This is a genomic window from Sphingobium sp. FG125, assembly GCF_057809795.1.
Genome location: NZ_JBMDKQ010000009.1, coordinates 70,598 through 92,963 on the forward strand (window position 1 = coordinate 70,598; position 22,366 = coordinate 92,963).

The 22,366-nt window shown below is 63.1% G+C and carries 24 protein-coding genes; 13 read left to right on the forward strand and 11 right to left on the reverse strand.

Features of this window, described 5'->3' with window-relative positions:
- Positions 1-80: 80 nt before the first annotated feature.
- The 3 genes from ACODSR_RS10775 to gatC all read right to left on the reverse strand — a co-directional run bounded on the left by ACODSR_RS10775 (position 81) and on the right by gatC (position 2,314).
- Entirely contained in the window at positions 81-413 is a 333-nt protein-coding gene (locus tag ACODSR_RS10775; protein WP_489076318.1) for a hypothetical protein, read from the reverse strand.
- Positions 413-1,897 (reverse strand): Asp-tRNA(Asn)/Glu-tRNA(Gln) amidotransferase subunit GatA, encoded by a 1,485-nt coding sequence (gene gatA / locus ACODSR_RS10780; protein ID WP_489076320.1) that lies wholly within the window; start codon positions 1,895-1,897, stop codon positions 413-415. Before gatA ends, ACODSR_RS10775 begins: the two co-directional genes overlap by 1 nt.
- Positions 1,898-2,026: 129 nt before the next feature.
- Positions 2,027-2,314, reverse strand: coding sequence for an Asp-tRNA(Asn)/Glu-tRNA(Gln) amidotransferase subunit GatC (gatC, locus tag ACODSR_RS10785; RefSeq protein ID WP_489076322.1), 288 nt, complete (start codon positions 2,312-2,314; stop codon positions 2,027-2,029).
- A gap of 140 nt (positions 2,315-2,454) precedes the next feature.
- Between gatC and ACODSR_RS10790 the strand changes: the two genes are divergently transcribed.
- Both ACODSR_RS10790 and ruvX read left to right on the forward strand, forming a co-directional pair.
- Positions 2,455-3,573 (forward strand): DUF3089 domain-containing protein, encoded by a 1,119-nt coding sequence (locus tag ACODSR_RS10790; protein ID WP_489076323.1) that lies wholly within the window; start codon positions 2,455-2,457, stop codon positions 3,571-3,573.
- Positions 3,570-4,040 (forward strand): Holliday junction resolvase RuvX, encoded by a 471-nt coding sequence (gene ruvX, locus ACODSR_RS10795; protein WP_489076325.1) that lies wholly within the window; start codon positions 3,570-3,572, stop codon positions 4,038-4,040. The genes ACODSR_RS10790 and ruvX overlap by 4 nt, the downstream gene beginning before the upstream one ends.
- Positions 4,041-4,172: 132 nt before the next feature.
- Here ruvX and ACODSR_RS10800 read toward each other — a convergent pair whose 3' ends face one another.
- From ACODSR_RS10800 to serB, 3 genes are all read right to left on the reverse strand, one after another.
- Positions 4,173-5,777 (reverse strand): L,D-transpeptidase family protein, encoded by a 1,605-nt coding sequence (locus ACODSR_RS10800; protein WP_489076327.1) that lies wholly within the window; start codon positions 5,775-5,777, stop codon positions 4,173-4,175.
- Positions 5,726-5,980: a hypothetical protein gene (locus ACODSR_RS10805; protein ID WP_489076329.1), complete on the reverse strand. Its 255-nt coding sequence runs from the start codon at positions 5,978-5,980 to the stop codon at positions 5,726-5,728. The genes ACODSR_RS10800 and ACODSR_RS10805 overlap by 52 nt, the downstream gene beginning before the upstream one ends.
- 169 nt (positions 5,981-6,149) lie before the next feature.
- Positions 6,150-7,028: a phosphoserine phosphatase SerB gene (gene serB / locus ACODSR_RS10810; RefSeq protein WP_489076331.1), complete on the reverse strand. Its 879-nt coding sequence runs from the start codon at positions 7,026-7,028 to the stop codon at positions 6,150-6,152.
- Between serB and miaA the strand changes: the two genes are divergently transcribed.
- The 7 genes from miaA (at position 7,027) to leuA (ending at position 14,812) form a co-directional block, all read left to right on the forward strand.
- Positions 7,027-7,971 (forward strand): tRNA (adenosine(37)-N6)-dimethylallyltransferase MiaA, encoded by a 945-nt coding sequence (gene miaA / locus ACODSR_RS10815; protein WP_489076333.1) that lies wholly within the window; start codon positions 7,027-7,029, stop codon positions 7,969-7,971. The genes serB and miaA overlap by 2 nt on opposite strands.
- A gap of 100 nt (positions 7,972-8,071) precedes the next feature.
- Positions 8,072-9,823 (forward strand): acetolactate synthase 3 large subunit, encoded by a 1,752-nt coding sequence (locus ACODSR_RS10820; protein ID WP_489076335.1) that lies wholly within the window; start codon positions 8,072-8,074, stop codon positions 9,821-9,823.
- Between the two features lie 10 nt (positions 9,824-9,833).
- Entirely contained in the window at positions 9,834-10,193 is a 360-nt protein-coding gene (locus tag ACODSR_RS10825) for a hypothetical protein (RefSeq protein WP_489076337.1), read from the forward strand.
- The gene (gene ilvN / locus ACODSR_RS10830) at positions 10,193-10,708 is read left to right on the forward strand and encodes an acetolactate synthase small subunit (RefSeq protein ID WP_489076339.1); all 516 of its coding nucleotides are present in this window, start codon (positions 10,193-10,195) and stop codon (positions 10,706-10,708) included. Before ACODSR_RS10825 ends, ilvN begins: the two co-directional genes overlap by 1 nt.
- Positions 10,709-10,903: 195 nt before the next feature.
- Positions 10,904-11,923, forward strand: coding sequence for a ketol-acid reductoisomerase (ilvC, locus tag ACODSR_RS10835; protein WP_489076341.1), 1,020 nt, complete (start codon positions 10,904-10,906; stop codon positions 11,921-11,923).
- A 235-nt stretch (positions 11,924-12,158) separates the two neighbouring features.
- Positions 12,159-12,785, forward strand: a complete 627-nt coding sequence (locus ACODSR_RS10840; RefSeq protein WP_489076343.1) for a YceI family protein — start codon at positions 12,159-12,161, stop codon at positions 12,783-12,785.
- 353 nt (positions 12,786-13,138) lie between these two features.
- Positions 13,139-14,812: a 2-isopropylmalate synthase gene (gene leuA, locus ACODSR_RS10845; RefSeq protein WP_489076345.1), complete on the forward strand. Its 1,674-nt coding sequence runs from the start codon at positions 13,139-13,141 to the stop codon at positions 14,810-14,812.
- A gap of 117 nt (positions 14,813-14,929) precedes the next feature.
- Here leuA and ACODSR_RS10850 read toward each other — a convergent pair whose 3' ends face one another.
- Entirely contained in the window at positions 14,930-16,297 is a 1,368-nt protein-coding gene (locus ACODSR_RS10850) for a M20/M25/M40 family metallo-hydrolase (protein ID WP_489076483.1), read from the reverse strand.
- A 295-nt stretch (positions 16,298-16,592) separates the two neighbouring features.
- Between ACODSR_RS10850 and ACODSR_RS10855 the strand changes: the two genes are divergently transcribed.
- Positions 16,593-17,897, forward strand: coding sequence for a dicarboxylate/amino acid:cation symporter (locus ACODSR_RS10855; protein ID WP_489076347.1), 1,305 nt, complete (start codon positions 16,593-16,595; stop codon positions 17,895-17,897).
- 19 nt (positions 17,898-17,916) lie between these two features.
- On the opposite strand, the gene ACODSR_RS10860 is transcribed toward ACODSR_RS10855, so the two are convergent.
- Entirely contained in the window at positions 17,917-18,177 is a 261-nt protein-coding gene (locus ACODSR_RS10860; protein ID WP_489076349.1) for a hypothetical protein, read from the reverse strand.
- Between the two features lie 9 nt (positions 18,178-18,186).
- On the reverse strand, positions 18,187-18,546 hold the full coding sequence (locus ACODSR_RS10865; protein ID WP_489076351.1) for a hypothetical protein: 360 nt from the start codon (positions 18,544-18,546) through the stop codon (positions 18,187-18,189).
- A 218-nt stretch (positions 18,547-18,764) separates the two neighbouring features.
- Here ACODSR_RS10865 and ACODSR_RS10870 point away from each other — a divergent pair, with 218 nt between their 5' ends.
- From ACODSR_RS10870 to trmFO, 3 genes are all read left to right on the forward strand, one after another.
- Entirely contained in the window at positions 18,765-19,112 is a 348-nt protein-coding gene (locus ACODSR_RS10870; RefSeq protein ID WP_489076353.1) for a type II toxin-antitoxin system RelE/ParE family toxin, read from the forward strand.
- Positions 19,109-19,396, forward strand: a complete 288-nt coding sequence (locus ACODSR_RS10875; RefSeq protein ID WP_489076355.1) for a helix-turn-helix domain-containing protein — start codon at positions 19,109-19,111, stop codon at positions 19,394-19,396. The genes ACODSR_RS10870 and ACODSR_RS10875 overlap by 4 nt, the downstream gene beginning before the upstream one ends.
- A gap of 299 nt (positions 19,397-19,695) precedes the next feature.
- Positions 19,696-21,039: a methylenetetrahydrofolate--tRNA-(uracil(54)-C(5))-methyltransferase (FADH(2)-oxidizing) TrmFO gene (gene trmFO / locus ACODSR_RS10880; protein ID WP_489076357.1), complete on the forward strand. Its 1,344-nt coding sequence runs from the start codon at positions 19,696-19,698 to the stop codon at positions 21,037-21,039.
- Positions 21,040-21,160: 121 nt separating this feature from the next.
- Here trmFO and ACODSR_RS10885 read toward each other — a convergent pair whose 3' ends face one another.
- Complete coding sequence (locus ACODSR_RS10885; RefSeq protein WP_489076359.1) at positions 21,161-21,625, reverse strand: EF-hand domain-containing protein; 465 nt, start codon at positions 21,623-21,625, stop codon at positions 21,161-21,163.
- A 35-nt stretch (positions 21,626-21,660) separates the two neighbouring features.
- Positions 21,661-22,344 carry a hypothetical protein gene (locus ACODSR_RS10890; RefSeq protein WP_489076361.1) on the reverse strand — a complete coding sequence of 228 codons (684 nt, stop codon included), beginning with the start codon at positions 22,342-22,344 and terminating at the stop codon, positions 21,661-21,663.
- Positions 22,345-22,366 lie beyond the last annotated feature (22 nt).

The following is a 22,366-nucleotide window of genomic DNA, read 5'->3' on the forward strand; positions in this document are numbered from 1 at the left end:
TCTCCAGTGTTACCAAGGTAACACTTTGCAGTTCCATCTTCAATCGCCGGTAGCGCTCAGGGTGCGAAAGGTTGGTTCGGTCATTTCGCCCGTTCCAAATATTCAATGGTGAGCGCAAATTCGCGCTCAAGAATGTCCGCACGGCTCCCGCGAACCTCAATGTCGCTCAAAGCTCGTATGATTACCTCACGATATTGAGGAAACTTTCGAAGTTCATATGCTACGGCGGCATTGCCCAAAGCGGCCGTTCCAGCTGTCCCCAGTTCCTTCATCAGGTCGTGAAATTTATGAAATTCCCGAAACCGCTGCTCCCGACGCTGATTTGTCACGTAAGACATCGCTGAGTAGGCCAAAGCTGCGAACGGGATCACCAACCCCAGCCAAGCGATGACCTGATCCCAGCTGTAGCTCATCACCACCACTTGTCCGGCCGCGCCACAAAGCCAGCCCGTTCCTCAATCGCCAGCCCCGCGTTCAGCACCGTCTGCTCGTCCAGCGCCTTGCCGATGATCTGCAAGCCCAGCGGCAGGCCCTGGCTGTCCAAGCCACCCGGCACCGACATTGCGGGCAGTCCGGCCAGCGAGGCTGGCACGGTGAACACGTCGTTCAGATACATGGCCAACGGATCGGCCTGCTTTTCGCCCAGGGTGAAGGCTGCGCTTGGTGCGGTCGGGGTCAGCAGCAGGTCGCATTGCTCGAACGCTCGATCGAAGTCGCGCGCGATCAGCGCCCGGACTTTCTGCGCCTGGGTATAATAAGCGTCGTAGAAACCGGCGCTCAGCACATAGGTGCCGATCATGATGCGGCGCTTGACCTCCGGCCCGAAACCGGCGGCGCGGGTCGCGGCATACATATCCTGCAACCCTGCGCCATCGGGCAGGTCGCGCTGGCCGTAACGCACGCCGTCATAGCGGGCGAGGTTGGAGGAGGCTTCGGCGGGCGCGATGATATAATAGGTCGGCAGCGCATATTTGGTATGCGGCAGCGACACTTCCACCACGTTCGCCCCTGCGTCCTTGAGCCAGGCGATGCCCTTGTCCCACAAAGCCGCGATTTCCGCGTTCAGGCCATCAGGGCGATATTCCTTGGGAATGCCGACCGTCTTGCCACGCAGGTCGCTGGACAGGTTTGCTTCCCACTGAGGCACGGCCAAATCAAGGCTGGTCGAATCCTTGGGATCGAAACCCGCCATCACGTCCAGCAGCAACGCATTGTCGCGCACCGTCCGCGCCATCGGCCCGGCCTGATCGAGCGAAGAGGCGAACGCCACGATACCCCAGCGCGAACAGCGGCCATAGGTCGGCTTGATCCCCGAAATGCCGGTGAAAGCGGCAGGCTGGCGGATCGATCCGCCCGTGTCGGTGCCAGTCGCCGCAGGACACAGCCGCGCGGAAATGGCCGAGGACGAGCCGCCCGACGAACCGCCGGGCGCCAGCGCCGCATTGTCGCCGCCGCCACGTTTCCAAGGCGAGATCACATTGCCATAATAGCTGGTCTCGTTGGACGATCCCATCGCGAACTGGTCCAGGTTCAGCTTGCCCAGCATCCCAGCGCCCGCTGCCCACAGCTTGCCCGACACAGTCGATTCATAGGTCGGCACAAAGCCTTCCAGCATGTGCGACGCGGCGGTGGTCTGGACCCCTTCGGTGCAGAACAAATCCTTCATGCCGATAGGGACACCCGCCAGCGCGCCGAGCGTTTCGCCGGCGACCTTCGCAGCATCGGCGGCATCGGCAGCAGCCAGCGCCTTTTCCGGCGTTTCGACGATGAAAGCGTTAAGCGCCTTGGCCGCCGCGACATTGGCGTTGAAACCTTCGGCCACTTCACGCGCGGAAAAGTCGCCAGCGCGGAATCCGTCGCGGATTTCGGCTACGGTCAGGTCAGTAAGGTCAGTCAAAATCTTTTCCCCGTTCGGGCTGAGCGAAGTCGAAGCCCTCTGCTGAGCGAAGCGAAGTAGCCTCCCTCCGGTCGGCCGAGCCCTTCGACAGGCTCAGGGCGAACGGGGGAAGAAGGCGCAGGGCAACCCTCACTCGATTACCTTCGGCACCGCAAAAAAGCCATGTTCTGCCTGGGGCGCATTGGCCAGCACACGATCGCGGACATTGCCGTCGGTCACGGCGTCCACGCGCAGGCGTTGCGTGTTGGGGATAACGGCGGTCATCGGCTCTATGCCGGTGACGTCCACCTCGCCCAGTTGCTCCACCCAGCCAAGGATGTTGTTGAGTTCGGGCACCATCGCTTGCGCTTCGGCGTCAGTCACCGAAATGCGCGAGAGGCTGGCGATCTTTTTTACGGTTTGAAGGTCTATCGACATGGCTTCGCCGCTAGCACTCGGTTTAACCCGCTTCAAGGGGCGACCTGCCGACCATGGTTCATCTTGCGCCGCAGCAGCGCTTGGGCCAGACAGGCGGACAGAAAGGCGGGACAGGTTCCGCCCGGCATCGGAGAGCAGTCGTGGCGCGCAAATTCCTCTATGTCATCGCTGGCCTTGTGGTGCTGGTGATCGCCGCGCTGCTGGTCTATCGCATCTGGGGTATGCAACTGATCCGCGCGGTCATGGTCCCGCGTGAGGCGTTCAGCGACCTCGCTCCCTTGCCCGCCAACGCTTATGACGGACAGGCGATGTGGATCGCCCGGCCCGATATCGTGAAGGACAATCCCGCGCTCTGGACGCCGCAGGGGGTCAAGGACGCGCCCGTACCGGAAAAGGCGGCGGTGTTTTTCATCCACCCCACCAGCTATATCACCACCTTTGGCGACGCCCACTGGAACGTCCGGCTGGACGACAAGGAGGCTGCCAGCACTGCGCGCCGCTTCGTCACCGGACAGGCCAGCGCCTTCAACGCGGCGGGCAATATCTGGGCGCCGCGCTATCGCCAGGCCAATTATGGTGCCTTCCTGACCGACGGGCCGGAGGGGGACAAGGCGCTGGCCGCAGCCTATCGTGACGTGGCCCAGGCTTTCGCCGCCTTCCTCAAGGCCAATCCCACCGGGCCGCTGATATTGGCCGGGCATAGCCAGGGGTCGCGCCACCTGCTGCAATTGCTGCGCGAACAGGTTGCGGGCAAGCCGGTCGAGAAGCGGATCGCCGCAGTCTATGCCGTTGGTTGGCCGATTTCGGTAGAGGCGGACCTGCCCGCGCTCGGCCTGCCCGCCTGCGCGCGGCGTGAACAGGCGCATTGCATCGTCAGCTGGCAAAGCTATGCCGAACCGGCCGATCCTTCAGCGGTGATCGAGACGTTCGGCAAGAAAACCGGCTATAGCGGCAAGCCGCGCAAGGGCACCCATATGCTCTGCACCAACCCCATCACCGGCGCGTTCAACGGCGCGGCCCCGGCCAGCGCCAATCGCGGCACGCTCGACAGCCGGGAAGAAGGCAAGCCGCCGCGCCTCCTGTCAGGCATCGTGCCTGCGCGCTGCGACACCAGCGGGGTGCTGATGATCGGCGAGCCGGTGGACATGGGACCGTTCACCCTGCCCGGCAACAACTACCATGTGTATGATTACAGCCTGTTCTGGGCCAATGTCCGCGACGATGCCCGGCAACGGCTGGCCGCGTTCCTCAAATCATGAGCCTGCTGACCACGGACCGCGTGGCCTTTCGCGAATGCCTGCCCGAAGGCGGGCGGCTGATCGGCATGGATGTCGGCACCAAGACGATCGGGCTGGCGCTGTGCGACGATCGCTGGTCGATCGCCAGCCCCGCCCACACGATCAATCGCGGCAAGTTCACCAAGGACAAGATCGCCATCGCCGCCTTCATCGCGGAGCAACAGGTCAAGGGCATCGTCATCGGCCTGCCGTTGAACCTCGACGGCACCGGCAGCCCGCGCAGCCAGTCGAGCCGCGCCTTTGCGCAGAACCTTGCTGATCTGGGCCTGCCGATCCTGCTGTGGGACGAACGCTGGTCGACCCAGGCCGTCACCCGCACCCTGCTGGAAGCCGACGCCAGCCGCGCCCGGCGCGAGGTGCTGGTGGACAAGCTGGCGGCGAGTTACATTTTGCAGGGCGCGATTGATGGGCTGGTGGCGGGGCTTTAGGATTGACGCCACATCCGTTCGTTTCGAGCGAAGTCGAGAAACGGATAGGACAGCAATTTCATTTTAGTGGCGCTGAACTTGGCTCTGCCCCGTTTCTCGACACGCTCGAAACGAACGGAGCTTGGTGTAATCTCAATCCCCATCCCGCCCATAAACATCGGGCAGAAACTGCACCCCCTGCGCCGTGGGAACCGCCGTCAGATAGGTCAGAAACACCGGCACCGGTTGGGGCAGCGGCTGATGCTGCTCCGGTGCCGCTCCATCCGCCACAGGCTGCTTGCCAAAAAACCAGCGGCCAAGGCGCTGCGCATCCTCCAGCCTAACGCAGCCATTGCTGAAATGGCGCGCGGGTTTGGCGAACAGGTCGCGCGAGGGGGTGTCGTGGAGGTAGATGCCAAGGTCGTTGGGAAACATGAATTTCACCCGGCCCATCGCATTGTCGCCGCCGGGTAACTGGCGAACGCGCACTTCGCTGCGCCCCGCCGCGACCGACCGCCAGTCGATGGCGCTCTGGGCGAGTGGTGCGGGATTGGCGCTCCAGTCGGCCAGCGCCTCATAATGCAGACCCTTTAGTGAGGCACCGTTCAGGATTTTGGGCGCGACCCGGCTTTGCACCAGATCGGGCGGGATGTTCCAATAGGGGTTGAGCGTGGCGTAGCGGATCATCCCCGCCATCATCGGCGTCTGCGTGTCCTTCGCCCCCGCCACGACCTTCATCGTGCCGTCGAGCGAACCCTTGCTATAATACCAGAGGCGCGCCGATGCGGCGTCGACCACGACATGGCGCACCCAGGGACCGGGCAGCAGCCGCGTCCGCTCCATATTGAGCGCCAATAGCCGCTCATAATAGGTCGCCCCCCGATTGAGCGCGATGATGGTCTGCGCCCCTGCGACGCCATCGGCGGCCAGGCCATGGTCGCTCTGAAAACTGCGCACCCGTGCCGCCAGCGCCTTGTCATAGGCGGTGCCTTGGGCCAAGCCGAGCCGGTGGCGCAGCAGCGCGATTTCGGGAGCGCGACCGCCGGGGCGCAGCTTGACGCCTTCCGGCACAGTCACGTCGGGAAGGTCTCCCCATTGCGCCCGATAATCGGCGCGGGCGGTGCGCAACCGCATGTAGAAGGGACTCATCCAGCCTGCGGTCTGGATATAGTCGGTCAGCGACGGGGTGATGGCGGCGGCGCGCAGCAGATCGGACGGATCGGGATCGCGCGGCTCCACTTCCGGGTCGAGATAGCGCATCCCCATGCCGCGGGCCGGGCGGCGCATGTCGGCGACCAGCGTGGCAAAGGCCTTGGACAGGGCCAGGTCAGCGCGGGCCAGTGCCTTGGGCGTGGGACTGGCGTCGGCTTCCTCGATCAGGCGCTGGAGACCGCGCGGATCATAGTCGCGCGGGTCCAGGCCATCGACATCGACGCTGGCGATCAGCGCCAGCAGCACGTCGGCCTGTGGCCCGATAGCGTCCTTCTCAACCCAGAGCGGCCAGTAACCGCGGGGGGCGTAAAATTCCTTGAGCTTGCCGCTGACGCCTGTGCGGATTTCCATCGCGACGCTGGACTTCGCCGCGTCGGGGGATGCTTCAGGCTGGGCGCGCGCGGCCAAAGGCGTGACGGCGCACGCAGCCAGCAGCAGCGCGAGGGGCAAGGTGCGGGCGCGGCGGTGATGCCGCGCCCGCTCTGTCTTGCGGATCAGCCGCGTTCTCCGCGACGGGGTGCGGGCGGCGGGGGCGGCGGCGGGCAAGGCGGACCCTGCACGGCGTGATACATGCCGTCCGACGTGTAATAGCCATCGACATAGCCGTCGCCATCACGGTCGGCGGCAACGGTGCCAGCGATCGCGCCGGGGCCGACCGGCGGGGCCATGGTGACAGGGGCTTCATTCGTCGCGCAGGCGCTCAGCGCGAGCAGTCCGGCAGCAGCCAAAGCCATATGGTTGATTTTCATATCTTCTCCCTGGGCGCGATGGCGGGGATCGCCGGACGCCGCGTTTAACCTCTTGTCGCAACCAGTGCGACGCGACGCCAACGTGCGAACCGCGCAAAAAATCCATTACCGGAGCGAAATGACGACGAATAGTGGTTTAACCACGATAATGCGTCGGAACGGCCAAAAATCAGTCCAGCACCCAATTGGCGGACGCAATGCCCTGTGCATAGAGCAGCACCGACAGGTCGCCATGGACGATTTCAGCCGCCGCCGCCGCGCGGGTCTTGGGCTTGGCATGATAGGCAACGCCCAGCCCCGCCCCCTCGATCATCGGAATGTCATTGGCCCCATCACCGACCGCCAGCGTCAGCGCGCGATCTATACCGTCAGCGATCATCGCTTCCAGTTCGGCTCGCTTGCGCGCGGCGTCAACGATCGGGCGGGAAACGGTGCCAAGCAGCGCGCCGTCCGCAATCTCCAGCACATTGGCAACCGCCGCTTCGAAGCCGATCTCTTCTGCCACGGGTCCGGCAAAACGGGTGAAGCCGCCCGACACCAGCAGCGCCCGTGCGCCGCGCGCCTTCATCGTGCGGACCAGTGCCTTGGCCCCCGGCATGATCGTCACCCGCTCAGCGCGGCAACGGTCGATGGCGCTGTCGTCCAGCCCTTTGAGCAGAGCGACCCGTTCGTCCAGCGCGCCTGCAAAGTCCAGTTCGCCGCGCATCGCCCGTTCGGTGATCTCGGCGATCTGCGGCTTGATCCCGGCATAGTCGGCCAGTTCGTCGATACATTCGACGGTGATCATGGTCGAATCCATGTCGGCGATGATCAGCGCCTTTTCGCGGGTGGCGACTGGCTGGACGATGATGTCGATCCCCTGCCCCACGTCGGTCAACGCCGCGCGGGCCGCAACCGGATCGGCGGCGAAGAAGATGTCGGCGGCCTTGTCCGCGTCCAGCCAGATGGTATCGCCCGGCTGGCAACCCGCTTGGGCAAGCCGATCGAGCGCCGCTGCAATATCCCCCTGCCCCATCGAGGCGCTTGCCACTAAGGTCGCGACGAACATGCTTACCTCCGAACCACAACAGGGCGAATCCCGCCCACGGGTCGCGCTTATTGCCGGGCCGACCGCCAGCGGCAAGAGCGCGCTTGCCATTGCGCTGGCCAAGGCCACCAATGGCGTCGTCATCAATGCCGATGCCAGTCAGGTCTATGCCGATCTGGCGATCCTGTCCGCCCGGCCTTCGCCAGAGGAGATGGGCGATGTGCCGCACCGGCTGTTCGGTCATATCGACGGGGCGCAGGCCTGCACGGCGCCGCGATGGGCGGCGGAGGCAAAGGCAGAGATTGCCGCCGCGCATGAGGCGGGCCGCCTGCCGGTGCTGGTCGGCGGGACCGGCCTTTATATCCGCACCTTGCTGGACGGCATCGCACCGGTGCCGGAGATCGAACCGGAGATTCGCGCCACCGTGCGCGCGCTGCCGGTGGCCGACGCCCATGCGGCGCTGAGCATCGAAGATCCCGAAGCCGCCGCCCGCCTCGCCCCTGCCGATACGACGCGGGTGGCGCGGGCGCTGGAGGTGGTGCGATCCACCGGCAGGCCGCTCAAGGCCTGGCAGCAGCATAAGAGCGGCGGGATTGGTGACGCGATCAGCCTGTCGCCGATGATCCTGCTGCCACCGCGCGACTGGCTGATGGAGCGGTGCGACCGGCGGTTCGGGCTGATGATGGATCAAGGTGCAGTGGCGGAGGTGGAGGCGCTGCTGGCCCGCAACCTGCACCCAGACCTGCCGGTAATGCGGGCGATCGGCGTGCCGGAAATCCGCGGCTGGATCAAGGGCGACACTGAGCTGGACAATGCAATCGAAAAAGGGCGGCTGGCGACGCGGCAATATGCCAAGCGGCAATATACCTGGTTCTCCAACCAGCCGCCGCCGGGCTGGGCGCGGGAGAGGCGACATATTGATGACAAAATTATCGACGAATTGGCAATTAAATTACAACAATAATATTTGACACGTCATTTTATGTCAGATAGTGGCCGCCACCTTGCCATTTCGCGTCGCATGACGCAAAGGGCGCGGCTTGAACAATGCGAAGGAATCTATCGTGGCCGAAAAGAGCGGCGCGGACATTTTGGTCGAATGCCTGCTGGATCTGGGCGTCGAAGTCGTGTTCGGCTATCCGGGCGGCGCGGTGCTGCCCATTTACGACGCGCTCTTCAATCATCCCACGATCAAGCATGTGCTGGTCCGCCACGAACAGGGCGCGACCCATATGGCGGAGGGTTATGCCCGGTCGACCGGCAAGCCCGGCGTCGTCCTGGTCACGTCCGGTCCCGGTGCGACCAATGCCGTCACCGGCATCACCGACGCGCTGATGGATTCGATTCCCATGGTCGTCATCACCGGGCAGGTTCCAACGCAGCTGATCGGCACCGATGCTTTTCAGGAGGCGGACACGGTCGGCATCACGCGCCACTGCACCAAGCATAATTATCTGGTGAAGGACCCGGCCAAACTGGCGGGCGTCATTCATGAGGCGTTCCATATCGCCACCACCGGCCGCCCCGGCCCGGTCGTCATCGACATTCCCAAAAATGTCCAGATCGCCACGGCGCCCTATAAGCGTCCTGAACCGGTCGCCCATGCCAGCTATCACCCGCAGACCAAGGCGGATGCCGCCGGGATCGACGCTGCGGTCGAGATGCTGGCCGCGGCGGAACGACCGATTTTCTACACAGGCGGCGGCGTCATCAACAGCGGGCCGGAAGCTTCCACCCTGCTGCGTGAGCTGGCTGCGCTGACCGGCGCGCCCGTCACCTCTACGCTGATGGGTCTGGGCGCCTATCCCGCAACCGGGCCGCAATGGCTGGGGATGCTGGGGATGCACGGCACCTATGAAGCCAATTTTGCGATGAACAAGGCGGACCTGATCGTCTGCGTCGGCGCGCGCTTCGATGACCGTGTCACCGGCCGTCTGGACGCCTTCGCGCCCAACAGCCGCAAGGTCCATATCGACATCGACCGCAGCAGCATCAACAAGATCGTCGATGTCGACGTCGCCATCGTCGCCGACGTTGGCAGCGCGCTGACCGACATGATCGCGCTGTGGAAGGCGCGCGGGCATGAAGCCGCTGACCTGTCGGGCTGGTGGACGCAGATCGATGGCTGGCGCGCGAAAAAGTCGCTCGACTATGCCGAAAACACGACCGAGATCATGCCCCAGCGCGCGATTGCGGACCTGTACAAGGCTTGCACCGCGACCGGCAAGGACGTCATCATCACCACTGAAGTCGGCCAGCATCAGATGTGGGCGGCGCAGCATTTCGGTTTCGACGCGCCCAATAAATGGCTGACGTCGGGCGGCCTTGGCACGATGGGTTATGGCTTCCCCGCCGCGATCGGCGCGCAGATGGGCAATCCCGACAGCCTGGTCATCTGCGTCGCGGGCGATGCGTCGATCCAGATGAACATTCAGGAAATGGGGACGGCCAGCCAATATCGCCTGCCGGTCAAGATTTTCATCCTGAACAATGAATATATGGGCATGGTCCGCCAGTGGCAGGAACTTACCTATCAGAGCCGCTATTCCAACAGCTATTCCGACAGCCTGCCCGATTTCGTCAAGCTGGCCGAAGCCTATGGCTGGACCGGCATCCGTATCGACGGACCCGACGGTCTGGAAAGCGGCATCCGCGCCATGATCGACACACCCGGCCCGGTGATCGTCGATTGCCGCGTGGCGAAACTGTCCAACTGTTTCCCGATGATCCCGTCGGGCGCGGCGCATACCGACATGCTGCTTGATCCCAGCCAGGTGAAGGGCAGCATGACGGACGAAGCCAAGGCGCTGGTATGAGGATTGGGGTGTGACGCAGCACCTCAAACTGCGCATCCACGTCACGGAACCCTGGGATTTCGAGCGGAACGCGGGCAGCGCCGAGCTGACCGGCTGGACCATCGACCATGCCGACCCGGACAATGAGGAATGGGAAGTGCATCTGGACCATGGGTTCGAGCATCATGAGCGGCATGTCGGCACATTGCTGATCGGGCCGCGCTATGTGGGCGAGCATCTGAGCCGGATGTTCGATGCGGTGACGGGCTTTCCCGTCCGCCTCGCCCATCGGCAGGATGGCGGCTGGCACTATGCCTTTACGGCGATGATTTCGGAACGGGCAGACCATAAAGATGCCCATGAAGATACGGACAACGGGACAAGCATCTGATGCATATTCAGGAAGAATTGAGCCAGCGGCACGTCCTGTCGCTGACCGTTTCCAACGAGGCGGGCATATTGGCGCGCATCGCGGGGCTGTTCACCGCGCGCGGCTATAATATCGACAGCCTGACCGTTGCCGACATCACCCCCGACCATGGGGTGAGCCGCATCACCATCGTCACCAGCGGCCCGCCCAAGGTGATCGATCAGATCATGGCGCAGCTTGACCGGCTGGTCCCGGTCCACAAGGTCACCGACCTGACCGAGGCCGGACCCTTCGTCGAGCGCGAACTGGCGCTGGTGAAGGTGTCCGGCACGGGCGAGGACCGGATCGAGGCGTTGCGCCTGGCCGACGTGTTCCGCGCCAAGGTGGTCGATACGACCATCGAAAGCTTCATTTTCGAGATTACCGGCACCACCGACAAGGTCGATAATTTCGTCGGGCTGATGCGCCAGATCGGCCTGGTCGAGGTTGGCCGCACTGGCGTCGTCGGCCTGATCCGGGGGAAAGAAGCGATTTAACCTGAATTCTCCTCTCCCCGGCGGGGAGAGGAAGCGAGACTTGGCAGCTTGCTGCCTAGTCGCAGCTGGAGAGGGGGCTGGCACAGCGGTCCCCCTCTCCAACTTCATCTAGGCACGGCTTCGCCGCGCCAAGATTTCGTATCCTCTCCCCTGAAGGGGCGAGGAAAATGGCACGGTTCGAGGGAAGAGACACTCATGAAGGTTTATTACGATCACGACGCGGACATCGGCCTGATCAAGGGCAAGAAGGTCGCCATCCTGGGTTACGGGTCGCAGGGCCATGCCCATGCGCAAAATCTGCGCGACAGCGGCGTCGCTGAAGTCGCCATCGCGCTGCGCCCCGGTTCCGGCAGCGCGAAGAAGGCTGAAGGCGCAGGCTTCAAGGTGTTGGCGAACGCGGAAGCCGCCGCCTGGGCCGACGTCCTCATGATCCTCGCCCCCGACGAGTATCAGGCCGCCATCTATGCCGACGACATCCACGCCAATCTGCGCCCCGGCGCGGCGCTGGCCTTTGCCCATGGCCTGAACGTCCATTTCGGCCTGATCGAGCCGCGCAAGGACATTGACGTCATCATGATCGCGCCCAAGGGTCCGGGCCACACCGTGCGCAGCGAATATCAGCGCGGCGGCGGCGTCCCCTGCCTGATCGCCGTCTATCAGGATGCGACCGGCAACGCCCATGACATCGCTTTGTCCTATGCCAGCGGCGTCGGCGGTGGCCGCAGCGGCATCATCGAAACCAACTTCCGCGAGGAATGCGAAACCGACCTGTTCGGCGAGCAGGCCGTGCTGTGCGGCGGCGCCACCGCGCTGGTCCAGGCCGGTTTCGAAACGCTGGTGGAAGCCGGTTACGCGCCGGAAATGGCCTATTTCGAGTGCCTGCACGAACTCAAGCTGATCGTCGACCTGATGTATGAAGGCGGCATCGCCAACATGCGCTATTCGATCAGCAACACCGCCGAATATGGCGACATCAAGACCGGCCCGCGCATCATCACCGAAGAAACCAAGAAGGAAATGAAGCGCGTGCTGGCCGACATCCAGTCGGGCCGCTTCGTCAAGGACTTCGTCCTCGACAACCGCGCCGGGCAGCCGGAACTGAAAGCCAGCCGCATCGCCGCCAAGCGCCACCCGATCGAGGAAACCGGCGCCAAGCTGCGCGCGATGATGCCCTGGATCGCCGCCAACAAGCTGGTGGATCAGGAAAAGAACTGACCTTTCGAAAAGCCCCTCCCTTTCAAGGGAGGGGTTGGGGTGGGTGCGAGCGGAGCGAGCCTGCGACATCACCGTTGCAGCGCCTATAGCGCGGAGCACCCACCCCGGCCCCTCCCTGGAAGGGAGGGGAGAAGGACAGCATAACCGGAACGATCCGTTTCCGGTTACGGCTCTGGAACAATTAAGGGGCGTAGCTTATTCAAGCTGTGCCCTTGATCGTTTTGGAGAGTCCCCCATGCAAAAATATCTCATCCCCGCTGCCGCCCTGATCGCCCTGACCGGCGGCACCGTCCTGATCGCGCAGGGGCCGATGACCGCGCCCGGCACCAAGGACGCGGCAAAGGCGACCGGCGGCAGCTACACCGTCGATCCCGGCCATACCCAGGTTGTGTTCGCGTGGGACCATATGGGTTTCACCAGCAATATGGGCACCATCGCCGAACCGACCGGCACGCTGACGCTGGACAAGGCGAACCCGGCCGCGTCCAAAGTCTCGGTTGAATTTACCATCGCGAATCTGCGCACCGGCGTGCCCAAGCTGGACGAGCATCTGATGAAGGCGGACTTTTTCGACGCCGCCAAATTCCCGACCGCGACCTTCGTATCGACCAGCGTGAAGCCCGACGGCGCAACTGGCGCGGAGATTACCGGCAATCTGACGATCAAGGGCGTGACCAAGCCGGTAACGCTTGACGCTGAACTCTATGGCGCGGGCAAGGCACCGGCGATGGCGGGCGGCAAGGAAAATGTCGGCTTCGTCGCGACCGGCGCGATCAAGCGCAGCGATTTCGGCATGGGCTATGGCGTGCCGATGGTCGGCGATGCGATCGAGTTGAAGATTGTCGCTGCGTTCCAGAAGTAAGGGTTACCCTAACACTATCTCCGTCATTCCCGCGAAGGCGGGAATCCATCTCCCACCCTTGCGCCTGGCTAGAGCGCCGGAGATGGATCCCCGCCTTCGCGGGGATGACGGGCTTGGATGAGTAATAGGACTGGACGCCCCGCCCCCAAAGCGGCTATGCCGTCACCATCATGCAGAGCGCGACGCTTCTTCCCCTGCTACGACTTACACGCCCTTAGGCGTGGTTTTTGCGCTGTCTTTCGATTATGGGCAGCAACGATACGCCTAAGGGCTTCCTTTTCGCTGATCATCGTTAACCGGGCCGCGCCCCCTCCACTAGCCGCGCGCCCGTTCGCAAAAGAAGTAGCTGACCCATGATGCTGACCGATCCGTCCCAGAAATATCGCGCCTTCCCCCAGATCGACCTGCCGGGCCGCCAATGGCCGGGCAATGTCATCACTTGTCCCCCGCGTTGGCTCTCGACCGACCTGCGCGATGGCAATCAGGCGCTGATCGATCCGATGAATGCGGAAAAAAAGAGCCGCTTCTTCGACCTGCTGGTCAAGGTCGGCGTCAAGGAGATTGAGGTCGGTTTCCCGTCCGCCGGTGCGACCGAGTTCGACTTCATCAGCGGGCTGGTGAAGGACGGACGCATCCCCGACGACGTGATGGTGCAGGTGCTCACACAGGCGCGCGAGGATTTGATCGCGACGACGTTTGAATCGCTGCGCGGCGCGACCAAGGCCATCGTCCATGTCTATAATGCCGTATCGCCCGCCTGGCGGCGCATCGTGTTCGGGATGGAGCGGCCGCAGATCAAGGAGATCGCCGTCACCGCCGCCAAGCTGCTGCGCGACAATGCTGCGGCCCAGCCCGACACCGACTGGCATTTTGAATATTCGCCCGAAACCTTCTCCACCGCCGAGCTGGATTTCAGCCTGGAATGTTGCGAGGCGGTGATGGACATTTTGATGCCCACGCCGGACAAGCCGCTGATCCTGAACCTGCCCGCGACGGTCGAATGCGCCACGCCCAACATCTATGCCGACCAGATCGAATGGATGTGCCGCCATATTTCGCGCCGCGATTCCGTCGTCATATCGCTACACCCGCATAATGATCGCGGCACTGGCGTGGCCGCGGCGGAACTGGGGTTGATGGCGGGCGCGGACCGGGTCGAAGGCTGCCTGTTCGGCAATGGCGAACGCACCGGCAATTGCGACCTGGTGACGGTGGCGCTCAATATGTACACGCAGGGGATCAACCCCGGCCTGGACTTCAGCGACATTGACGAGGTTATCCAGACGGTCGAATATTGCAACCAGCTGCCGGTCCACCCGCGCCATCCCTATGCTGGCGAACTGGTGTTCACTGCTTTCTCCGGCAGCCATCAGGACGCGATCAAGAAAGGCTTTGCCGCACAGGAAGCGCGCAACGACCTGATCTGGGACGTGCCCTATCTGCCGATCGATCCCAAGGATCTGGGCCGCGATTATGAAGCGGTGATCCGCGTCAATTCGCAGTCGGGCAAGGGCGGCGTCGCCTGGGTTTTGCAGCAGGACAAGGGCTTCAAACTGCCCAAGCGGATGCAGGCCGATTTCAGCCGCGTCGTGCAGGGCATGGCCGATCAGTCCAGCCGCGAACTCAACGCCGCCGACATCTGGACCGCCTTTCAGGACCATTATCATCTGGGTGGCGAACAGGCCTACCGCCTGATCGACTATCAGGAAGGCGGCGCGGCGGGCGACCGCATTTTCACCGGCAAGATCGCCCATAAGGGCGGCGAACGCAGCATTTCCGGGCGCGGCAACGGCCTGCTCTCGTCGGTGCTGGCGGCGCTGCGCGACGAACTGGGCGTCGAGCTGGAGATTGCCGACTATAGCGAACATGCGATCGGTTCGGGCAGCGACGTGAACGCAGCCGCCTATGTCGAATGCCGCACCCCGGACGGGCGGACAGTGTTCGGCGTGGGGACGGATGCGGACGTTGCGACAGCTTCGGTACAGGCGGTGCTGTCTGCGGCGAATGCCGTGGCGTTGCAAGGTTAAGCCCACTTATCCGTTCGGGCTGAGCGAAGTCGAAGCCCTCCACTGAGCGAAGCGAAGTGCCCTCCCGCTGGTCGGGTGAGCCCTTCGACTTCGCTCAGGACGAACGGAGATTATGTTCTACCTCGCCAAAGCCCGCAGCACTGCGTCCCACTGCGCCAGCGATTCCGCGATACCCGCAACCGGCACCCGCTCGTTCAGGCCATGGGCAAAGCCGTCCTCCGCCTTCATGAACAGGCTGGACACGCCATAGCTTGGCACACCCAGCGCGCGGAAATAGAGGCTGTCGGTCGCGCCCGCCGACATGCCGGGCATCACTATGATGTCCGGCGAACGGGCCGTCACCGCGTCGCGCACCGCCTTCATGACGTCGGCGCGCAACGGTGACGCATCGCTGGCCAGCGGATCGCCCAGTGTTTTGATGGTCGCGCCATCGTCCGCCACTTGCCTGACCAGTTCCGCCTTTACAGCCTCGATCGCCACGCCGGGGAAGATACGGCAATTGACCATCACCTTGGCGCTTTGCGGCAAAGCGTTGAGCGCATGGCCCGCCTGCGCCATCGTCGCGACGCAGGTGGTGCGGACCTGGCCGATGAACTCCGGCTTGGTCGACAGCAGTTCGGCCGCCGCCATGTCGCCCGTGTCCGCATAGCGCGTCATCGCCGCGCCGACATCCCCGCCTATCCGGCCTGCCGACAGGCGCAGCGATGCCACCGTCAGTTCATTGCGCATCGCCGGGAATTGATAGGCCGCGATCCGCTCGATAGCCTTGGCCAGCCGATAGATCGGATTACCCGGCGTCGGCGCGCTGCTATGCCCGCCCGGATCGGTAAAGCCGATCTCGAAATCCGCATAGGTTTTTTCGCCCGCCTGCAATTGGTAGAGGACCGGCTTGCCCTCCTCATTGAGCAACCCGCCGCCGCCATCGCCGTTCAGCAGCAACTCTGCGTCCTTATGTTGCGCGGCCAACGCCTTGGTCGTCACCATCGCGGTCTCTTCATCGCCCGACAGGAGCAGGGTGACGGTGCGGCGCGGGGTCCAGCCCTGTTTCCTTAGCTGCGCCAGAGTCGCGACCATCATCGCGACATCATATTTATTATCCTCCGCGCCCCGCCCGAAAATATAGCCATTTTCCTCGACCGGCACGAAGGGGTCGCGGGTCCAGTCCGCCCGGTCGGCCGCGACCACATCCATGTGACCGATCATCAGCAGGGGTTTGAGCGCCGCGTCGCGCCCCCTGATCGTCGCGGCAAAGGTCGCCGTCTCGCCCATCGGGGTGATGACGATGTCACCGTCGGCAAAGCCCGCCGCTTTCAGCACCGACGCATAATAGGCCGCCAGCTTTGGCACCTGCCCCGCCCCCTCCACGGTGCGAAAGGCGACCGAACGCATCAGTATATCCTTCGCCGCCGCCGGGTCCGCCGCCGCCATCGCGCCCTGCGGCAGCATCACCGCCGCGCCCGCCAAAAGCCCCAGTCGCCAGCCCATATGTTCCGCCTTTCGATCCATTTGCGTGGCAATGTGGCACAGCGGCAGGCAGCGCTCCACCCATTCCTCCCCTTTAAGGGGAGGGGGACCGTTCGCGAAGCGAATGGTGGAGGGGTGTCACTCTCACGATAGCGCGACACCCCTCCGTCTGGCCTTCGGCCAGCCACCTCCCCCGCCGGGGGGAGGATGCAAAAAGACCACCCCGCCCAAAACTAAACCCGCCCCAAATATTGCTTGCGCGCAATCGCGTGTCGCCACTCCATATTGGTCGCCTTCGCCCACAGGACGCCCAGCCATGACCATTCCCTATCGCAGTTTCGGATTTCAGGTGCTGGTCGGCATGGTCGCGGGGCTTGTCCTGGGCCTTGTCGCCCGGTCTATCGGCGCAGGGCCGGAGGGTGATCTAAACGCCCTCACCACCACGCTCAAGACGGTCGGGTCGGTCTTCGTCTCGCTGCTCAAGGCCATCGTGCCGCCTTTGGTGTTCGCGGCCATCGTCGCGTCGATCGCCAATCTGCGCGCGCTCGACAATGGCGCGCGGCTGGCGGGGCAGACATTGCTATGGTTCGCTTTCACCGCGCTGATCGCGGTCATCATTGGCCTGGCGCTGGGCCTGATCATCCAGCCGGGCGTGGGCCTGAGCACCGCCACCCTCGCAGCCAAGCAGCCGGAGTCGGTTGGCGGCTGGCTCGATTTCCTCAAAGGCCTTGTGCCGGGCAACAGCCTGGCGCTGAGCGGCAGCACCAAGATCGGCGAGGATGGCGCGGCCAGCACCAGCATCAGCTTCAACATATTGCAATTGCTGGTCATCGCCATCGCGGTCGGGCTGGCGACGCTGAAAGTCGGGGAGAAGGCTGACCCCTTCCTCGCCTTCGTCCGGTCGCTGCTGGCGGTGGTGCGCGCGCTGCTGGGCTGGGTCATCCGCCTGACGCCGATCGGGTCGGCCGGGCTGATCGGCGCGGCGGTCGCCACCTATGGCTGGGACGCGCTGGCACGGCTGAGCGTCTTTACCGGGGCCATCTATCTGGGTTTGGCGATCGTCCTGCTGATCGTCTATCCCACGCTGCTGATCGCCCATGGTCTCAAGCCCCTGCCCTTCTTCGCCAAGGCCTGGCCCGCGATCCAACTGGGCTTCGTCTCCCGCTCTTCGGTCGGCACCATGCCCGTCACCGAAGCCGTGACCGAGCGGCTGGGCGTCGACAAAAGCTACGCCGCCTTCGCCATTCCACTGGCGTCCACCACCAAGATGGATGGCTGCGCTTCTATCTACCCCGCGCTGGCGGCGATCTTCGTCGCGGGCTTTTACGGCATCCCACTGGGCGTGGTCGATTATGCGCTGATCGCAGTCGTCTCCGTCATCGGCTCGGCCGCAACGGCGGGCCTGACCGGCGCGACGGTGATGCTGACGCTGACCCTATCGACGCTGGGACTGCCGCTGGAGGGCGCGGGGCTGCTGCTGGCGATCGACCCGATCCTCGACATGGGCCGCACGGCAGTGAATGTCGCGGGGCAGGTGCTGGTGGGTGTGGTCGTCGCCAAGCGTGAGGGGATTTTGGACGAGGCGGCTTATTATGGCGAGGGGGCGTTGGTGGGGGTTTGAGGGAGAGAGTAGCTAATTTTTAATCCGTTGCGCGTCGGAGCTTTGTTCTCACAGCAGGTGAACAATATTGTTCAATCGCGGCTTGATAAAGCTCGGCAGCTTTACGATCCGAAAAAGGAAACCGCAGCCGCCGTTTTTTTCCATAGCGTTCATTTGTTTGGCGGCGCTTAGCCATAATACCAGGCCGACCTTGCAGGTCCAGAAGTCGCCTCGCTTGGTCAAGTAAGATAAATTCATCTTGATTAGTAGAGCCCACACTGACATCAACGTAATAATCCATTTTTTTATCCTATTCATTTAGTCGCTTTATCTTGGAAACAAGCGCTTGAGAAACCCCCAACCTTAGAGAAACCTCTGTTTGAGTAAGGCCTTTTTCAAGTAATTTTACGATACTATTGTTCCGTTGCTGCTTTGTTAAACGAGAAGGATCGTATCGAGTTATATTTTCTAATCCAGGACCAAGAATTGACTTTGTTGCAATACGTCCATCTTTTCTCACTGCGGTATAACGCCCAACTCCAGCAACTTTATCTACCTCAAATGTGATCCGCACGACTTTACTATCTGACATCAACAATTCAAATTCATCCGACAAGTCCTGCATGTTAACCATATCGCGAATTTTTACTTTCGCGGGTAGTTTAGCCATAACGTCCCTCTATAAATTGCATTATTCGTGCTAGTCCATTATCACGATTTATGTCAAGACTTCAGTTGGAAGGTTTCAATTTTATCGAAATCTCCTTGCCTGTTGGTCAGTAATCCCCGTTGCCTGCCGCAGCAATCATGGACCATTTAAGGCGCAGTGAAAATTGGATCGTCACACCTTACGCTTGCAAAAATACGGCAATGCCGTATAATATCCTTATGAGCAACCCGCCCATCCACACCATAATCGAGACGGCGGCCTTTACAGCACAAGCCAGCAGAATCGGCGTGAGCCAGACCGAACTGGCGGCCATCTATGACCAATATGCCTCGGAACCATCCTATGGGAAGGTGATCCGGCAGACGGGTGGCTTGCGAAAAGGCCGGGTCGGCAAGTATGGGACGGGCAAGAGCGGCGGGTATCGGGTTTTCAGCTTTTACGCTGATGATGCCAATCCCGTCTTTCTGCTCTGGATTATCGACAAGAGTGCGGATGCCACACTGACCGATGCGCAGGAAAAAGCGTTCAAGCAGATGACGGCCGCTTTGAAGGAGGCGTTGCGATGAAGAGTGAGGATTTCGACGGGATCATGGCCGGTCTGGCCGATGCGGTCGCCTATGCCAAGGGTGATGGCGCGCGCGGGCGCATAGTCGCTGGCCCGGACGTGAAGGCGATCCGTCAGGCGACGAAGCTGACGCAGGGCGCGTTCGCCAAGACCTATCGTATTCCGGTGGGAACCGTACGGGACTGGGAGCAGAATCGCCGCCAGCCCGATGCCCCGGCGCGGGTGTTGCTGTCTTTGATCAAGGCCGATCCAGCTGCGATCCAGTCGCTGCTCGAAAGGGCTTAAAGGTAAAGCGAGGCGAAGCTGAGCGTCCACGCTGGCGGCAGTACACCCCCACCCAACCTCCCCCTCAAAGGGGGAGGAGTATGCCCCTGTGCTACCCTACCCCTGACACAAGGCACCCCACTTCGCAAAAGCCCTCCTATTGCGAAGTCCCCACTGCAAACTCCCACCCGCGCAAAACCGAACCCTGCGACACTGTGAACTTCGCAACTTTCACAAGCTTACGCCGCCCTGTCCTACTGCGCCGCCATCGGCTATAGGCCGTGGCCCGAACGGCAAAAGTGCGACATCAAGGCGATCCAGTGTCAGACTATCAGGTGCATATCATCGGCGGCGGGCTGGCCGGTTCCGAGGCGGCGTGGCAATTGGCGCAGGCGGGCGTCCGGGTGCGCCTGTCGGAAATGCGGGGCGCTGGGGATATGTCTCCGGCGCACCAGACCGAGGGGCTGGCCGAACTCGTCTGCTCCAACAGTTTCCGTTCCGATGATGCGGACAAAAATGCCGTGGGGCTGCTGCATCAGGAAATGCGGCGGCTCGATTCCGTCATCATGGCGCAGGCGGAACCGGCCAAGGTGCCGGCAGGCTCCGCGCTGGCAGTGGATCGGCATGTCTTTTCGGGCGGCGTCACCCGCGCGCTGGCCGATCATCCCAATGTGGAGATTATCCGCGAACGGATCGACGCGCTGCCCACGTTGGGCATGACCATCGTGGCGACCGGGCCGCTGACCGCGCCTGCGCTGGCGACCAGCATCGGCCAGGCGGCGGGGATGGAGCATCTCGCTTTCTTCGACGCGATCGCGCCGGTGGTCCATCATGACAGCATCGACATGGACCAGTGCTGGATGGCCAATCGCTGGGACAAGATTGGTCCGGGTGGTGGCGAGGGGAAGGATTATATCAACTGCCCGATGAACCGGGAGCAATATGAGGCTTTCGTCCAGGGGCTGATCGACGGCGAAAAGACGCAGTTCAAGGAATGGGAGGCCAACACTCCCTATTTTGAGGGCTGTATGCCGATCGAGGTGATGGCGTCGCGCGGGCCGGAAACGCTGCGCCACGGGCCGATGAAGCCGATGGGGCTGGACAATCCGCGCACCGGCCGCTGGCCCTATGCCGTGGTGCAGTTGCGGCAGGACAATGCCAGCGGGACGCTGTGGAACATGGTCGGCTTCCAGACCAAGCTGAAACATGGCGCGCAGGTGGAGTTGTTCCGCACCATACCGGGGCTGGAAAAGGCCGAATTTGCACGGCTGGGCGGGCTGCATCGCAATACGTTCATCCAGTCGCCCAAATTGCTGGACGCCACGTTGCGGCTAAAAAGCGCGCCGCATATCCGTTTTGCCGGGCAGATGACGGGGTGCGAGGGCTATGTGGAGAGCGCCGCGATCGGCCTGCTGGCGGGGCGCTTTGCCGCAGCGGAATTGCAGGGCCGGGTGATGACGCCCCCGCCCGCCGACACGGCAATGGGGGCGTTGCTGGGGCATGTGACGGGCAATGTCGTGAGCGCCGACTATCAGCCGATGAACGTCAATTTCGGCCTGTTCCCGACGCTAGACGAGGTCAAGAAGAAGCAGCGGAAAGAGGCCTATACATCACGCGCGCGTGCGTCTTTTGGTGAGTGGCTGGGGGAGATGGTGGGGGCGTAACAACCCAACGTCCGTTCGCCCTGAGCTTGTCGAAGGGACGGCTGAGCGAAGTCGAAGCCACTTCGCTACGCTCAGTAGAAGGCTTCGACTTCGCTCAGCCCGAACGGAGGGTGGGTTTGGATCAGCACCGGCACTTCGGCTTGGCGCTGCGCTTGGGCGCGGTCGCGGCGAATTCCGCCGGGGTCAGCTTGCCATCCTTGTTGCCATCCGCCGCGCCGAAACGGTCCGATGTCGCCACCGCCCATTCCTCGAAGGAGAGAAGATTGTCGCCATCCTTGTCGAGCGCCTTGAACGCCTTGGTGCGGCTGCCCAGCATCTCGATCCGGGTGATGACGCCATCGCGGTTGCGGTCATAACGGGCGAAACGCCGTTGTTCGCGACTTTGCGGGCTGGCTTCGGCGGGCATGGGCGGGGCGTCGCCGGTGGCATTGGCATCACCTTCGGGCAGGCCTTCAATCTGCGGCGGTGGCGGCGGGGCAAGGGCGAGTTGCGGGACGGGCTGTTGGTTCGCCCGGCCCTGCCACCAGAACAGGCCACCCGCGACCAGCAGCAGCATCGCCATCGCGCCCGCCAGCAATCGCCCCATGCCCTGTTCCCCTGTCGCCGCCTCGTCAGCCCATCCTAGCGCCCGAACAGCGCAACCCGCAACAGCCGCAGCGCAAAGGCGCGGGGCATCCCGACAGGCGCGCGACGTCCGGCCAGAACGTCCTGACGGGCGAGGGTATAAGCGATCCGCAGCGGCTTCCACCGACGCGGCCAGACTGGCGGCGCGTCCGTCCCCAGAGCGCAGGCAAGCGCTAGCGCTTCATCGGCCAATCGGTCATCGCCGACATGGCCCGACAGGTCCCACAGCGCCCAGACCTGCCCCGCCTGCACCAGCCAGTCGGGCGCATCAGCCTCCCCGGCCAAAGCGCGGAACAGCCCCCCGCCCCGCCCCACGGCATAAGCGCGCAGCCCCTCGACGTCGATCTCCGGCTCCACCACCAGGATTTCCCAACCGTCGATCATCGCGACCAGCCCCGGCGCGGCAATAGCCCCCGTCGCCCGCATCGCGTCGATCACCGGCTCCCCCTGCCCTTTCAAGCCAGCCGCATCGTCGAGGACGTCATTCCACCAGGCCAGTCGCATCTGGCCGATCGTGGGTTCACGGGTCGATCGCGCAATATGCGCCAGCCGCGCGTCATAGGCCCAGATCGCCCGATGCCGCGCAGACTCCGCTACGGCATGGGCGCTCAGCAGCGCTGCCAGCGGAGACAACGCATTATCGGGCGCGGGGGTTATCTGGCCTTTAACCATCTTCCTCATACACATTCTAACCAGTGCGCCT

Coding starts and splice junctions, on each gene's coding strand:
- ACODSR_RS10805 (WP_489076329.1), bottom strand. CDS start 5,980: ATGAAAATCAACCATATGGCTTTGGCTGCTGCCGGACTGCTCGCGCTG.
- ACODSR_RS10860 (WP_489076349.1), bottom strand. CDS start 18,177: ATGGATTATTACGTTGATGTCAGTGTGGGCTCTACTAATCAAGATGAA.
- gatC (WP_489076322.1), bottom strand. CDS start 2,314: ATGTCGATAGACCTTCAAACCGTAAAAAAGATCGCCAGCCTCTCGCGC.
- ACODSR_RS10855 (WP_489076347.1), top strand. CDS start 16,593: ATGACCATTCCCTATCGCAGTTTCGGATTTCAGGTGCTGGTCGGCATG.
- ACODSR_RS10875 (WP_489076355.1), top strand. CDS start 19,109: ATGAAGAGTGAGGATTTCGACGGGATCATGGCCGGTCTGGCCGATGCG.
- leuA (WP_489076345.1), top strand. CDS start 13,139: ATGATGCTGACCGATCCGTCCCAGAAATATCGCGCCTTCCCCCAGATC.
- miaA (WP_489076333.1), top strand. CDS start 7,027: ATGCTTACCTCCGAACCACAACAGGGCGAATCCCGCCCACGGGTCGCG.
- ilvN (WP_489076339.1), top strand. CDS start 10,193: ATGCATATTCAGGAAGAATTGAGCCAGCGGCACGTCCTGTCGCTGACC.
- serB (WP_489076331.1), bottom strand. CDS start 7,028: ATGTTCGTCGCGACCTTAGTGGCAAGCGCCTCGATGGGGCAGGGGGAT.
- ACODSR_RS10890 (WP_489076361.1), bottom strand. CDS start 22,344: ATGAGGAAGATGGTTAAAGGCCAGATAACCCCCGCGCCCGATAATGCG.
- ilvC (WP_489076341.1), top strand. CDS start 10,904: ATGAAGGTTTATTACGATCACGACGCGGACATCGGCCTGATCAAGGGC.
- ACODSR_RS10850 (WP_489076483.1), bottom strand. CDS start 16,297: ATGGGCTGGCGACTGGGGCTTTTGGCGGGCGCGGCGGTGATGCTGCCG.
- ACODSR_RS10870 (WP_489076353.1), top strand. CDS start 18,765: ATGAGCAACCCGCCCATCCACACCATAATCGAGACGGCGGCCTTTACA.
- ruvX (WP_489076325.1), top strand. CDS start 3,570: ATGAGCCTGCTGACCACGGACCGCGTGGCCTTTCGCGAATGCCTGCCC.
- ACODSR_RS10775 (WP_489076318.1), bottom strand. CDS start 413: ATGAGCTACAGCTGGGATCAGGTCATCGCTTGGCTGGGGTTGGTGATC.
- ACODSR_RS10865 (WP_489076351.1), bottom strand. CDS start 18,546: ATGGCTAAACTACCCGCGAAAGTAAAAATTCGCGATATGGTTAACATG.
- ACODSR_RS10885 (WP_489076359.1), bottom strand. CDS start 21,625: ATGGGGCGATTGCTGGCGGGCGCGATGGCGATGCTGCTGCTGGTCGCG.
- ACODSR_RS10840 (WP_489076343.1), top strand. CDS start 12,159: ATGCAAAAATATCTCATCCCCGCTGCCGCCCTGATCGCCCTGACCGGC.